The following is a 12961-nucleotide window of genomic DNA, read 5'->3' as shown; positions in this document are numbered from 1 at the left end:
TTTTTCGAATCTTTTAAAATCTGTTTGTTTTATATCGCCATTCTCCCCCTTTTTTAATTCTCCCTATACAGCCTGACAACTTTCCCTATGGTACGAATATGGGTGCTTTCGTCTAGGTGGATGTCGGGGTATTCGGGATTGAGTTTTTTGAGGTAGCCTTGGCGGAGTTTCTTGACATAGTTAGCACCGTCTACTTGGAAGATGCCGATGGTATTATAGTCAATCTGTGGGGGATTCTTGATAAATAGGTAGTCGCCGTTTCTTATATTTGGCTCCATGGATCTGCTGACGACATAAGCGATTGCGTCGTAGTCGTCTGGGATTTCATCCTCATAGAATAGAAACTCCATATCTAAATCGTCGTCCTGCATCGAGTGGCCACCTGCAGAGATAAACTACCTAACACGAGAGTAAGTAGTCTGTCTGTAGTCGTCCAGTCTGATGATTTTTACGATACTTCGTTTATCTTCGTTTTTCTGCTCATACAGTTGCCTCTTGGCATAGGTCAGGAATTTACCTTGTCTGGGTGGTGCCCGTTGGTTGTAGATAGATTGGATATCGCTAGGAGAATCCTTTTGAACTAGAGGAAAGAGGGCATCAATCAAGCTACTGAATACTTTAGCTAAGTCAAATATAGTATTTTTCTTAGTAGACCTAACCCTTTTTTCATAATTTCCAATGGTGTTTTTACTTATACCTATCTTAGTACCCAATTCTTATTGAGTCTAACCATTACTAGTCTATATTGTTTTATTTTTCGCCTGTAACAATCGCAATCTCTTCTTTATCCACAGATGAAATCGTTTTCTATTTTTGTAAGTAAAGCATAACACGAAATCCACGAAAATGAAAACTTTGTTGTGTTTTCGTAAAAAATTTGTTGACAGAGCACGAAACGCCTACTATAATTGAATCAAGCTTAAGGAAATAACAAAAAAACAAATCGGAGGGAAAGACGATGAACACATTAAATGAGAAAGTAATCAATATCTGTAAAGCAGTAGTTAAAGAAACTTTAATCCAAGACATTTAGGAGAAAAAGATGAAGAAATCAAGAAAATTAGCCACATTAGGAATCTGTTCTGCCTTGTTTTTAGGCTTGGCTGCTTGTCAACAAGATGCTACAATTTCGAATGAGACGAGTCAAAGGCAAAGTAGTTCAACGAAAGTGCCATGGAAAGCTTCATACACCAACCTAAACAATCAGGTAAGTACAGAAGAGGTCAAATCTCTCTTATCAGCCCATTTGGATCCAAATAGTGTTGATGCATTTTTTAATCTCGTTAATGATTACAATACCATTGTCGGGTCAACTGGCTTATCGGGAGATTTTACTTCCTTTACTCACACCGAATACGATGTTGAGAAAATTAGTAACCTTTGGAATCAAAAGAAGGGCGATTTCGTTGGGACCAACTGCCGTATCAATAGTTATTGTCTTTTGAAAAATTCAGTCACCATTCCCAAGCTTGAAAAGAATGACCAATTGCTTTTCCTAGATAATGATGCGATTGATAAGGGAAAGGTCTTTGATTCACAAGATAAGGAAGAGTTTGATATTCTATTTTCAAGAGTTCCAACTGAAGCAACTACAGATGTCAAGGTTCACGCTGAAAAGATGGAAACATTCTTCTCACAATTTCAATTCAACGACAAAGCTCGAATGCTGTCTGTAGTCTTGCACGACAATCTGGATGGCGAGTATCTGTTTGTAGGCCACGTTGGAGTCTTAGTACCTGCTGATGACGGTTTCTTATTTGTAGAGAAATTGACTTTCGAAGAGCCCTACCAAGCGATTAAATTTGCCAGCAAGGAAGATTGTTACAAGTATTTAGGCACTAAGTATGCGGACTATACAGGCGAGGGACTGGCTCGGCCTTTTATCATGGATAATGATAAGTGGGTTAATATCTAGAGGTAATCTAACATGGATATAGTATTAGGCATTTTATGTTTATTCTTTATAGGTATATGGGTGAGTACGATAATTAACAGTCGAAAACCACGAAAAAATGAAACATTTATTGGTTATATCCAAAGATACGATATTGATGGGGAAGGCTATCAATCAGAAGTATGGGAAGTGACTGAGGAGGAAGATTAAGAAGTAAAAACAGCGTCTTCTTTTTAGTATTGCACCTATTTCCAGACAGTCCATTTGTAGTTTTATCCAGATTGATATATAATTTAAGGTAGAGAAAATAGGAGGATCAATCAGATGGAATTAAAAGATTTTACAGAAAAAGAACAGGAAATGATTAAGAATGGGCTGACGACGTCTAAGATTAGTGACAAGGAAACTGCTGAGAAGATTCTTGCACTAGTCCCACAAGACTTGATTAAGCGAATCCCATTTTTCGTCAGAAAACATGCTACAACACGTACGATTAAACGCATTTCAATTGAACACCCTGAACTCTACGCTGCAGCTCAAACAAGTGGTGAAATTCCAGAAAAAGAACGCGAAGAGTTGCGTCAAATTATCACGACTATCTTTGAACAAAAGATGAATAAGCATAGTATTAAGTAACTGAATGAAGACATTTTTTATTGGCGGTTTGGGAAGCAATGTCTATCATAGCAAGGATTTTTTTCAAGAACTAAATTCGCAGATTTATTTTCTAGATACATATGAAAAGCATCTTCGAGATGAAATAGAATTGAAATCATGGTTTAAAAATGAGATTGTAGAGGAAGAATCTATCTGTCTGATAGGCCATTCTCTTGGAGGGGATTTGGCTCGTTATCTCTCATCGGAATTCCATGAAGTGAAAAAACTGATTCTTTTGGATGGTGGCTATCTAGATTTAGATAAGATTTTACCTTTAGATACAGAGTTAGAGGAAACTAAAAACTATATTGAATCTCAAGTTGTTTCGGACTTAAATCTTCTTATTTCTAAAGAAAAATCCGAAGCAAAGCATTGGTCAGAAAATATGGAGAAAGCTGTAAGACAGTCCTATCACTGGAATGTTGAGTATAATAGATATGAGTTGGCTATAAATTATGAAAATATAGAAGCGATCCTCCGCCTACGAAGAAAAATCCAAGCTTTTAAGAGAGAAGTGGGAGATGCTTTGTTTATCAGTCCTCGCTATCCTAATGAAGTTACATGGAGAGAGGAAGTCCTAAAAGAATTGCCAGATTATTTTGATATTATTTTTCTAGAAAACGTTAGCCATGAGCTTTATACTCAAGCACCTAAAGAAATGGCTAGTCTAATTAATGAGTGGCTCGCTCATTCTCTCTGAGATAGTGATTGAATAGTGATAATCAATATAGGATAAAAGTCTACCTAGACTCAACAAAAAACGAACAGGCTCTTTTTCTGTTATTCAGAAGAGAACTTGTTCGTTTTTATCTTGATTTTCTTAAAAAGCTCGATAAACATAGGGATTTTCTGGTTTATCGACTTTGGTAAAGCTTTCGATTTCCAAGGTTGGAAGGTTTTGTTTGAGTTCTTTATGGTAGTGATTGACCAGTTTTCCCTTGGCTGTTATCCAAGTATTATTTTCATATTGACGGGTATTTCCCTTGGTCAGTAATCCATAGACACCAGAATCTGCGATACAGTGAATAATGCCGAAGCGGAACAGAAATTGACTATTGGCATGACTGGGGTCATTATAGACAAAGCCTGTGAATTGGACCGTCTTGCCCTCAAACTCATCTGGATAGTCGTAGATAGCCTCCATGACTTCCATATAGTTTTCGTTGGTAATCTGAATGTTATCCTGGGACAAGTATTTATCCGCCGTCGTTCGCATCTCCTTTTCATAGGCTGTTTTTGAGAAATAAGAACTGGTATCTGGTTTCAAATATTGGCTTGTCGTCCCTTCACTTGTCTGAATGGCCAGATCCGTTCCTTCCGATAGGGGGAAATGATAGCCTTTGGCTGAAACGGTCTGGGAATCCAAGCTAACAGTTGGGAAAGTTAAGCCGATGACAAGTGGAATAGCCAGAAGAGCAAGACTCGTCATCTTCGCCAATCGGCTGTTCAGATGACTGTGGGTTTTGACTTGCTTCATCCAGATATACAGTTGAACAATTGCCAAAATAAAGGAAAGCACCATGGAGATATAGGCCAGATAGGAATAGTGCATGTTGATGTACTGGTTTAATTTGCCCGACAGATGGAGATAAATGGTCAGTTCAAAATAGCCAGCTAAAACTAAAAATCGAATCATAGGATGACTCCAATCAAGAGAGAATAGACTAAGACGACAAGAGTTACAATCGTAATGAAGTGACTGATAAATCGTGCTTTCAAGTAATTTTTCATCATGAGAATATTTTTGATATCCAGCATTGGACCAATCACCAGAAAGGCCAGAACTGGTGCCAAACCGAAACTCGAGAGAAGAGAGGCACCGATAAAGGCATCCGCCTCACTACAGAGCGACAGAAGAAAGGCCAAAAGCATCAAGAGCAAGATGGCAAAAAGAGGGGTCGCACTGATAGAGGTCAGAATCCGTGTCGGAACATAGACCTGTATAACAGAGGCAAAGAGACAGCCGAATACCAAATAACGTCCCGTATCAAAAAATTCATCAATTGCTTGCACAAAAACCTGAAAAACCTTTTTTGCAGGGCTTAAGTGAGAAAAATCATGCTCATGACAGGCCAACCGATTTTCTTTCTGAATCGGTTCTTGCCAGAAAAATCCCAGAAAAATTCCTAGTATTACAGCCACAACGATGGAACCCAGAGCTCGTAACAGGGCGATGTGGAAGGAATTACCAAAGGCAGAATAGGTCGCAAAAAGAACAATGGGATTGATGACAGGTGCTGTTACGAGAAAGGGAACAGCCGTGTAACTGGGAACTTTCTTTTCCAGAAAACGATTGATAATGGGGACGATTCCACATTCACAAGAAGGGAAAAGTATACCGACAAAGGTCCCAAAAAAGATTCTCCCCCAACGATTTCGAGGGAGAAAATGATAAACCTTGTTAGGTGTGATATAAACCTCAATCAGCCCAGAGACAATGCTTCCTATCAGAACGAAGGGAAGGGCTTCAATGATAATGGAGAGAAAAATGGCTCCAGTTTGAAGCACACTAGATGGGAGTTGTTGGAAAGCAGTCATCTAGTTTTTCTTTTCTGCTTTGGCTTTTTTCTCTTTGTCATCAGGGAAAGTGACTTGTTTCAAATCAGGGAGTTTAGCAAACTCTTCAAACATCTTGTCCAAGTCGTCTCGTTTTGTAAATTTTACAGCCATAGGTGTACCTCGATTCTAAATTCTACCTCTATTATACTATTATTTTAAGGAAAAGGGAGTTTTTTAATTTGTTTTCGATAGTTGATACTCTTCGAAAATCTCTTCAAACCACGTCAGCTTCGTCTTGCCGTATATATCATAGGTATAGGTAACTGACTTCGTCAGTCTTATCCACAACCTCAAAACGGTGTTTTGAGCAGCCTGCGGCTAGCTTCCTAGTTTGCTTTTTGATTTTCATTGAGTATGAAAAGGATTGGAGAAAGCCTTCCAGCTTATGGTATAATAGTTTCATGGATAAAAAATATGAAAAAATCTCCCAGGATTTGGGAGTGACGCTAAAGCAAATTGATACTGTTCTAAGTTTGACAGCTGAAGGGGCGACTATTCCCTTTATTGCGCGTTATCGCAAGGACATGACTGGTAGTCTGGATGAGGTGGCGATTAAGGCTATTATCGACATGGATAAAAGTCTGACAAATCTCAACGACCGTAAGGAAGCTGTCTTGGCTAAAATTCAAGAACAAGGCAAGCTGACCAAGGAGTTGGAAGAGGCTATCTTAGCAGCCGAAAAATTAGCAGACGTAGAAGAACTCTATCTTCCATACAAGGAAAAGCGTCGAACCAAGGCAACTATTGCCCGTGAAGCCGGACTCTTCCCACTTGCTCGCCTGATTTTGCAGAATGTAGCTGACTTAGAGAAAGAGGCTGAAAAGTTTGTCTGTGAAGGATTTGCGACTGGTAAGGAAACCTTGGCTGGTGCAGTTGATATCTTGGTCGAAGCCTTATCGGAAGATGTGACCTTGCGTTCCATGACTTATCAGGAGGTTCTGAGACACTCTAAACTCACTTCTCAAGTCAAGGATGAAAGTCTTGATGAAAAGCAGGTTTTTCAGATTTATTATGATTTTTCAGAGACGGTTGGAAATATGCAGGGTTATCGTACCTTGGCCCTCAATCGTGGGGAGAAGCTAGGTGTCTTGAAGGTTGGTTTTGAACATGCGACGGACCGCATTCTTGCCTTCTTTGCTGCTCGTTTCAAGGTAAAAAATGCCTATATAGATGAAGTTGTTCAACAGTCAGTTAAGAAAAAAGTCTTACCTGCTATCGAGCGACGCATTCGGACAGAATTAACTGAGAAAGCAGAAGAAGGAGCTATCCAACTCTTTTCTGACAACCTGCGCAATCTCCTCTTGGTTGCTCCATTGAAAGGGCGCGTGGTTCTAGGATTTGACCCTGCCTTTCGTACAGGTGCCAAGCTAGCTGTCGTGGATGCAACAGGGAAAATGCTGACAACTCAGGTCATTTATCCTGTCAAACCAGCGTCAGCTCGTCAAATCGAAGAAGCCAAGAAAGATCTGGCAGATTTGATTGGTCAATACAGTGTAGAAATTATTGCCATAGGAAATGGGACGGCCAGTCGTGAAAGTGAAGCCTTTGTGGCGGAAGTTCTGAAAGATTTTCCTGAGGTTAGTTATGTCATCGTAAACGAAAGTGGTGCTTCGGTCTACTCTGCCAGCGAACTTGCTCGTCAGGAGTTCCCAGACTTGACCGTTGAAAAACGCTCTGCTATTTCTATCGCCCGTCGTTTGCAGGACCCCCTTGCTGAATTGGTCAAAATCGATCCTAAGTCAATCGGTGTCGGTCAATACCAGCATGATGTCAGTCAGAAGAAACTATCTGAGAGTCTGGACTTTGTTGTCGATACAGTGGTAAACCAAGTCGGTGTCAATGTCAATACGGCCAGTCCAGCTCTTCTTTCACACGTAGCTGGACTCAATAAAACCATTTCTGAAAATATTGTCAAATACCGTGAGGAAGAAGGAAAAATCACTTCACGCGCTCAAATCAAGAAAGTTCCGCGTCTGGGGGCCAAGGCTTTTGAACAGGCAGCTGGTTTCCTTCGTATCCCTGAAAGTAGCAATATCCTTGATAATACAGGAGTTCACCCAGAAAACTATTCTGCTGTTAAGGAACTCTTTAAACGTTTAGATATTAAAGACCTAAACGAGGAAGCCCAAAGCAAACTCAAGTCGCTTTCAGTCAAAGATATGGCGGTAGAGCTAGACCTTGGTCCAGAAACCCTTAAAGATATCATTGCAGATCTTCTCAAACCAGGTCGAGATTTCCGTGATTCCTTTGATGCACCTGTACTTCGCCAAGATGTCCTAGATATCAAAGACTTAGTGGTCGGACAGAAGCTGGAAGGTGTGGTGCGTAACGTCGTTGACTTTGGTGCCTTCGTTGACATTGGGATTCATGAGGACGGCCTGATTCATATTTCACATATGAGTCGTAAATTTATCAAACATCCTAGCCAAGTGGTATCCGTTGGTGATTTGGTGACCGTTTGGGTCAAGAAAATCGATACTGAACGTGAAAAAGTCAATCTGTCGCTCCTCGCTCCAAATGAAACTGACTGATTACGTCAAGCAGGTTTCACTAGAAGACTTCGGCAGACCTTTTATCCATCATGTCCAGTGGAATTCTCGTCTACGTTCGACAGGTGGGCGATTTTTCCCCAAAGATGGGCATTTGGATTTCAACCCAAAGGTTTATCAGGAACTGGGTCTGGATGTTTTTAGGAAAATTGTTCGACATGAACTCTGTCATTATCATCTCTATTTTCAAGGGAAGGGCTATCAACACAAGGATCGGGATTTTAAGGACCTTTTGAAAGCAGTGGATGGATTACGCTTTGTGCCCTCCTTGACAAATAGCCACTCTAAACCACTCAAGCTTTATCGTTGTCAATCCTGCCAACAAAGGTATCAGCGCAAGCGTAGGATTGATACCAAACGCTATCGCTGTGGACTTTGTCGAGGTAAATTGCTACTAATAAATCAGCCTGAGGACTGATGAAAGCCGAGCCTACCCGTGATATACTATGTCTAACCTAGCAGAAAGAGGAAATATCATGAACAGTAAATTTTATAAAATGAGACGAAATCGCATGATTTCAGGAGTTCTGGCAGGTCTGTCAGACAAGTGGAACTTTGATGTTACCCTGGTTCGTTTTCTATTTGCTATTTTTACAGTCGCAAACTTTGGACTTGGCGTGATTATCTATATCATCCTAGCTTCTATCATGCCAACCAAGGAAGAAATCGAAGCAGAAATGTATGGAACAGGTCCACGCAAACGCAAAGAAGCCCAAGCTATTGACGACAATGAAGGCTGGTTTTGGTGAGGTTTAACAAAAGATTTTGAATAAGCAAAAAGCTTTAAATCAATAGTCTAAACTGCTTGATTTAAAGCTTTTTTACTTTTAATAATATTTCGCCAGTCTCATCTGTAAACTAAAAATATTATTTTGAACTTAGATTTCTAATCTGATTTTTCATGCTGAGACAATACATTTTTTGATAAATGATGGATACTGATAACAACTGATAGCCAGCAAATAGCATAAGCAGTAGCTGTAGATTGTGTACCGATAAAGTGTGTCTTTTCAACTAAGAGCTGACCGATGAATGGAGAGAGGAGATAGAGAAGTCCGATGAGTATATGTTCTTTGTGTTTCATTAAGGCGCACCTTCTTTCCTTATAGGTTGAACAACTTGCAAGTGTTCAATTTAATGGTATGTTATCTAGGTAAGCTTACTCAAATGTTAGTTCCCGCTTCCTCCTTTCCAAAGTAAGCCTTTTCACACTTATATTTTACAATTTTAAAAATAGAAAATCAAATCATTTTATAAGTAATTTTGCCTACATTTCCCCCAATCTTACAAAAATGTAAGATTAAAGTCTCTTTTGTAAGGTTAGGTTATGGCAAGCGGTCTTTTTTTGATGTAAACTAGACTCATAAAGAACAAAGGAGTAACATCATGAAACAAATCTTACAGAAGAAAAAAAGAAAATCAAGCCACAAAGATATCGAGCGTGTTCAGCTGGGATGCGCTATGATGCAAGCAACATTTCATTTGATGGGATATTAAGAAAGGAGATTCTCATGACACTTTTAGATGTAAAACACGTTCAAAAAATTTACAAAACTCGTTTTCAGGGCAACCAAGTAGAAGCCCTCAAGGATATTCACTTTACCGTTGAAAAAGGTGACTACGTTGCCATCATGGGTGAGTCTGGTTCTGGTAAATCAACTCTTCTCAATATTCTAGCTATGCTGGATAAACCAACTCGTGGGCAGGTTTACTTAAATGGAACGGATACCGCAACCATTAAAAATTCACAGGCTTCTAGCTTCCGTCGTGAAAAGCTAGGATTTGTCTTCCAAGACTTTAATTTGTTAGATACTCTCTCTGTAAAAGATAATATCTTGCTTCCCCTTGTCTTGTCAAGAAGACCTATTACAGAGATGATGAAGAAATTGGTGGTGACAGCTGAGAATCTGGGAATAAACCAATTGCAAGAGAAGTACCCTTACGAGATTTCTGGTGGCCAGAAACAGCGTGTAGCAGTAGCACGCGCCATCATCACTGAACCTGAAATTCTCCTTGCGGATGAGCCAACAGGTGCCCTTGATTCCAAGTCCTCTGCAGCCTTACTTGATGTCTTTGATGAAATCAATGAGCGTGGCCAAACCATTCTCATGGTAACCCACTCAACAGCAGCAGCTAGCAGAGCTAAACGTGTACTCTTTATCAAGGACGGAATTCTTTATAATCAAATCTACCGTGGAGAGAAGACAGAACGTCAGATGTTCCAAGAGATCTCTGATACCTTGACTGTCATGGCAAGCGAGGTGAATTAGTATGTTTCGATTAACCAATAAGTTAGCGGTATCGAACTTGATTAAAAACCGCAAACTCTACTATCCTTTTGCGCTGGCTGTTCTTTTGGCAGTCACTGTCACCTATCTCTTTTACTCTCTAACTTTCAATCCCAAGATTGCTGAAATCCGTGGAGGAAACACCATTCAAGCTACTCTAGGATTTGGTATGTTTGTCGTCACCCTTGCGTCAGCCATTATCGTCCTCTATGCCAATAGTTTTGTTATGAAGAACCGTTCCAAGGAACTGGGAATTTATGGCATGTTGGGCTTGGAGAAACGTCACCTGATCAGTATGACCTTTAAGGAGTTAGTGGTGTTTGGGATTCTAACTGTTGGATCAGGTATCGGTATTGGAGCCTTGTTTGACAAGTTAATTTTCGCTTTCTTGCTCAAACTGATGAAATTGAAGGTTGAGCTGGTCGCTACCTTCCAGATGAAAGTTGTCATTACAGTACTTGTTGTCTTTGGTTTGATTTTCCTAGGCCTCATGTTCCTGAATGCCCTTCGAATCGCCCGTATGAATGCCCTCCAGCTCTCGCGTGAGAAAGCAAGCGGAGAGAAAAAAGGTCGTTTCCTACCTCTCCAAACGATTCTTGGTTCGATTAGTTTAGGGATTGGCTATTATCTTGCCCTTACGGTAAAAGATCCTCTTACAGCCTTAACAACCTTCTTCATAGCTGTTTTGCTGGTTATCTTTGGTACTTATCTCTTGTTCAATGCAGGTATTACCGTTTTCCTTCAAATCTTAAAGAAAAACAAGAAATACTATTACCAACCTAATAACCTCATATCTGTTTCCAACTTGATTTTCCGTATGAAGAAAAATGCAGTTGGACTAGCAACTATCGCTATTTTGTCAACAATGGTTTTAGTAACCATGTCAGCAGCGACAAGCATTTTCAATTCCGCAGAATCCTTTAAAAAAGTTCTAAATCCTCATGATTTTGGGGTTTCAGGACAAAATGTTGAAAAAGAAGATTTGGACAAACTCTTGAGCCAGTTTGCAAGTGATAAAGGTTATAAGATTAAAGAGAAAGAAGTAATTCGTTATACTTACTTTGGTGTTGCAAACCAAGAAGGAAATAAGTTAACACTTTTTGAAAAAGGACAAAATCGTGTCCAACCCACAACAGTTTTTATGGTATTTGACCAAAAAGATTATGAAAATATGACTGGTCAAAAACTGTCTCTATCAGGAAATGAGGTCGGACTCTTTGCAAAGAACGAGGGAGTTAAAGAACAAAAAACTCTAATTCTGAATGATCATCAATTTTCTGTAAAAGAAGAATTTACTAAAGATTTTATTGTCAACCATGTTCCAAATCAGTTTAATATTTTGACTGCTGATTACAATTACCTTGTTGTACCTGATTTACAAGCCTTTTTGGATCAATTCCCAGATTCGGCTATATATAATCAGTTTTACGGTGGCATGAATGTAAATGCCAGCGAAGAAGAACAACTCAAGGTCGCTGACGAGTATGATAAATACCTCGATCAATTTAATACTCAATTAAACACGGAAGGTAGCTATGTTTATGGTAGTAATTTATCAGATGCTAGTGCTCAGATGAGTGCCCTCTTTGGTGGTGTCTTCTTTATCGGTATTTTCCTATCCATTATCTTTATGGTCGGAACTGTTCTGGTCATCTACTACAAGCAAATTTCTGAAGGCTATGAAGACCGTGAGCGCTTTATTATCTTGCAGAAAGTCGGTTTAGATCAAAAGCAAATCAAGCAAACTATTAACAAACAGGTTTTAACTGTTTTCTTCCTTCCTTTGCTTTTTGCCTTCATACATCTAGCCTTTGCCTACCATATGCTTAGTCTGATTTTAAAAGTGATTGGTGTAATAGATACGACTATGATGTTGATTGTGACCTTGTCTATCTGCGCTATCTTCCTCATCGCCTATGTCTTGATTTTCATGATTACTTCAAGAAGCTATCGCAAGATTGTGCAAATGTAAAAAAAGATACCTCGACTTCAAAATCGAGGTATTTCTTGTATTTTATACTCAATGAAAATCAAAAAGCAAACTAGGAAGCTAGCCGCAGGTTGCTCAAAACACTGTTTTGAGGTTGTAGATAAGACTGACGAAGTCAGCTCAAAACACTGTTTTGAGGTTGCAGATAGAACTGACGAAGTCAGTAATCATACATACGGCAAGGCGAAGCTGACGTAGTTTGAAGAGATTTTCGAAGAGTATTAAATGCTGAAAAGTTGTCCGAGCAGGAAGGTAACTCCCATGGTCAAGAGGCCAATAGCTAGGTTCCGAATCATAGCTGTTTTGGTTGGGGCTTTTCCAAGTTTGGCACTAGTGTAACCAGTGAGAAGAAGGGCCACACCGACGATAAGGACAGTAACAGGGATGCGGTATTCACTTGGGAAAATGGTAATTGAAAGCATTGGTGGTAAGCTACCAAGGAAAAAGGAAATAAAGCTAGAAATGGCAGCGTGCCAAGGATTGGTAAATTCTTCATACTCAATCCCATATTTTTCCTCTACCAAAGCCTTGAGTGGATTATTTAAAAAGGCTTTGTTGGTGAGAAGTTGGGCTGATGTTTCACACTCGCCATTTTGAATATAGGCAGCATAGAGGGATTTTTTGGCTAGTTCCATATCTTGGTCTAGCAAGAGCTGCTCACGCGCAACGGCTGCTTCCTCGGTATCTTTTTGAGTTGAAACGGATACATATTCTCCACCAGCCATTGAAAAGGCACCAGCTAAGATAGCTGCAAAACCTGATAAAAAAATAATCCAGATATTGCTGGTAGCACTGGCAACCCCGATAACCACACCAGCGATGGAAATAATTCCATCATTGGCACCAAGAACACCAGCACGCAGGATATTTAAACGACCTGCAAAATTTGAATCGATTTCGTGATTTGTTTCTGACATACTAATCTCCTTTTTATCCAGTATAAAGGAAAGAGGTAATGAAATCAATCTTTTAAAAGTATCTGAAAAAAGTTGCACGATTTTAATGATATAAAAATGTCGACATC

The 12961-nt window shown here is 39.6% G+C and carries 14 protein-coding genes and 1 pseudogene; 9 read left to right on the top strand and 6 right to left on the bottom strand.

The genetic code is table 11. The features are described from left to right. Nucleotides 1–53 precede the first annotated feature (53 nt). Nucleotides 54–563 (bottom strand): annotated as a pseudogene (locus HT698_RS01340) (S24 family peptidase); the annotation flags it as partial. 479 nt (nt 564–1042) lie between these two features. On the opposite strand from HT698_RS01340, the gene HT698_RS01335 reads away from it, so the two are divergent. From HT698_RS01335 to HT698_RS01325, 4 genes are all read left to right on the top strand, one after another. Then, nucleotides 1043–1915: a DUF4300 family protein gene (locus HT698_RS01335; protein WP_173217527.1), complete on the top strand. Its 873-nt coding sequence runs from the start codon at nt 1043–1045 to the stop codon at nt 1913–1915. 60 nt (nt 1916–1975) lie between these two features. Continuing rightward, on the top strand, nt 1976–2104 hold the full coding sequence (locus HT698_RS10460) for a hypothetical protein (RefSeq protein WP_262081764.1): 129 nt from the start codon (nt 1976–1978) through the stop codon (nt 2102–2104). A 114-nt stretch (nt 2105–2218) separates the two neighbouring features. After that, nucleotides 2219–2530 carry a hypothetical protein gene (locus HT698_RS01330; RefSeq protein WP_000420573.1) on the top strand — a complete coding sequence of 104 codons (312 nt, stop codon included), beginning with the start codon at nt 2219–2221 and terminating at the stop codon, nt 2528–2530. Between the two features lie 4 nt (nt 2531–2534). After that, nucleotides 2535–3251 (top strand): alpha/beta hydrolase, encoded by a 717-nt coding sequence (locus tag HT698_RS01325; RefSeq protein ID WP_173217525.1) that lies wholly within the window; start codon nt 2535–2537, stop codon nt 3249–3251. 120 nt (nt 3252–3371) lie between these two features. Here HT698_RS01325 and HT698_RS01320 read toward each other — a convergent pair whose 3' ends face one another. From HT698_RS01320 to HT698_RS10455, 3 genes are read right to left on the bottom strand one after another with little or no spacing between them, the layout of a single operon-like run. Next, on the bottom strand, nt 3372–4187 hold the full coding sequence (locus tag HT698_RS01320; RefSeq protein WP_173217523.1) for a TIGR03943 family protein: 816 nt from the start codon (nt 4185–4187) through the stop codon (nt 3372–3374). Further along, on the bottom strand, nt 4184–5089 hold the full coding sequence (locus tag HT698_RS01315; RefSeq protein WP_173217521.1) for a permease: 906 nt from the start codon (nt 5087–5089) through the stop codon (nt 4184–4186). The genes HT698_RS01320 and HT698_RS01315 overlap by 4 nt, the downstream gene beginning before the upstream one ends. Beyond that, nucleotides 5090–5221 carry an SPJ_0845 family protein gene (locus tag HT698_RS10455; RefSeq protein WP_000268685.1) on the bottom strand — a complete coding sequence of 44 codons (132 nt, stop codon included), beginning with the start codon at nt 5219–5221 and terminating at the stop codon, nt 5090–5092. 290 nt (nt 5222–5511) lie between these two features. Between HT698_RS10455 and HT698_RS01310 the strand changes: the two genes are divergently transcribed. The 3 genes from HT698_RS01310 to HT698_RS01300 are packed head-to-tail and all read left to right on the top strand — an operon-like array spanning nt 5512 to nt 8408. Beyond that, nucleotides 5512–7641 carry a Tex family protein gene (locus tag HT698_RS01310; RefSeq protein WP_112443573.1) on the top strand — a complete coding sequence of 710 codons (2130 nt, stop codon included), beginning with the start codon at nt 5512–5514 and terminating at the stop codon, nt 7639–7641. Beyond that, complete coding sequence (locus HT698_RS01305; protein ID WP_112443574.1) at nt 7628–8077, top strand: SprT family protein; 450 nt, start codon at nt 7628–7630, stop codon at nt 8075–8077. The genes HT698_RS01310 and HT698_RS01305 overlap by 14 nt, the downstream gene beginning before the upstream one ends. Before the next feature lie 58 nt (nt 8078–8135). Next, on the top strand, nt 8136–8408 hold the full coding sequence (locus tag HT698_RS01300; RefSeq protein WP_001085044.1) for a PspC domain-containing protein: 273 nt from the start codon (nt 8136–8138) through the stop codon (nt 8406–8408). A gap of 137 nt (nt 8409–8545) precedes the next feature. On the opposite strand, the gene HT698_RS01295 is transcribed toward HT698_RS01300, so the two are convergent. Next, complete coding sequence (locus tag HT698_RS01295; protein ID WP_173217519.1) at nt 8546–8743, bottom strand: hypothetical protein; 198 nt, start codon at nt 8741–8743, stop codon at nt 8546–8548. Between the two features lie 427 nt (nt 8744–9170). Between HT698_RS01295 and HT698_RS01290 the strand changes: the two genes are divergently transcribed. Further along, nucleotides 9171–9929: an ABC transporter ATP-binding protein gene (locus tag HT698_RS01290; RefSeq protein WP_000173372.1), complete on the top strand. Its 759-nt coding sequence runs from the start codon at nt 9171–9173 to the stop codon at nt 9927–9929. A 1-nt stretch (nt 9930) separates the two neighbouring features. Continuing rightward, nucleotides 9931–11919 carry an ABC transporter permease gene (locus HT698_RS01285; RefSeq protein WP_173217517.1) on the top strand — a complete coding sequence of 663 codons (1989 nt, stop codon included), beginning with the start codon at nt 9931–9933 and terminating at the stop codon, nt 11917–11919. A 239-nt stretch (nt 11920–12158) separates the two neighbouring features. On the opposite strand, the gene HT698_RS01280 is transcribed toward HT698_RS01285, so the two are convergent. Beyond that, nucleotides 12159–12854, bottom strand: coding sequence for a VIT family protein (locus HT698_RS01280; RefSeq protein ID WP_173218216.1), 696 nt, complete (start codon nt 12852–12854; stop codon nt 12159–12161). Nucleotides 12855–12961 lie beyond the last annotated feature (107 nt).

Source organism: Streptococcus sp. 3109, assembly GCF_013276905.1.
Taxonomy (GTDB): Bacteria; Bacillota; Bacilli; order Lactobacillales; family Streptococcaceae; genus Streptococcus.
The sequence above is the reverse complement of the archived record's forward strand: the minus strand, read 5'-3'. Positions and strand labels throughout refer to the sequence as shown.

Excerpts from the sequence above, each read along its gene's own strand:
- HT698_RS01335 (WP_173217527.1), top strand. The coding sequence starts at position 1,043 with ATGAAGAAATCAAGAAAATTAGCCACATTAGGAATCTGTTCTGCCTTG.
- HT698_RS01330 (WP_000420573.1), top strand. The coding sequence starts at position 2,219 with ATGGAATTAAAAGATTTTACAGAAAAAGAACAGGAAATGATTAAGAAT.
- HT698_RS01325 (WP_173217525.1), top strand. The coding sequence starts at position 2,535 with ATGAAGACATTTTTTATTGGCGGTTTGGGAAGCAATGTCTATCATAGC.
- HT698_RS01320 (WP_173217523.1), bottom strand. The coding sequence starts at position 4,187 with ATGATTCGATTTTTAGTTTTAGCTGGCTATTTTGAACTGACCATTTAT.
- HT698_RS01315 (WP_173217521.1), bottom strand. The coding sequence starts at position 5,089 with ATGACTGCTTTCCAACAACTCCCATCTAGTGTGCTTCAAACTGGAGCC.
- HT698_RS10455 (WP_000268685.1), bottom strand. The coding sequence starts at position 5,221 with ATGGCTGTAAAATTTACAAAACGAGACGACTTGGACAAGATGTTTGAA.
- HT698_RS01310 (WP_112443573.1), top strand. The coding sequence starts at position 5,512 with ATGGATAAAAAATATGAAAAAATCTCCCAGGATTTGGGAGTGACGCTA.
- HT698_RS01305 (WP_112443574.1), top strand. The coding sequence starts at position 7,628 with ATGAAACTGACTGATTACGTCAAGCAGGTTTCACTAGAAGACTTCGGC.
- HT698_RS01300 (WP_001085044.1), top strand. The coding sequence starts at position 8,136 with ATGAACAGTAAATTTTATAAAATGAGACGAAATCGCATGATTTCAGGA.
- HT698_RS01295 (WP_173217519.1), bottom strand. The coding sequence starts at position 8,743 with ATGAAACACAAAGAACATATACTCATCGGACTTCTCTATCTCCTCTCT.
- HT698_RS01290 (WP_000173372.1), top strand. The coding sequence starts at position 9,171 with ATGACACTTTTAGATGTAAAACACGTTCAAAAAATTTACAAAACTCGT.
- HT698_RS01285 (WP_173217517.1), top strand. The coding sequence starts at position 9,931 with ATGTTTCGATTAACCAATAAGTTAGCGGTATCGAACTTGATTAAAAAC.
- HT698_RS01280 (WP_173218216.1), bottom strand. The coding sequence starts at position 12,854 with ATGTCAGAAACAAATCACGAAATCGATTCAAATTTTGCAGGTCGTTTA.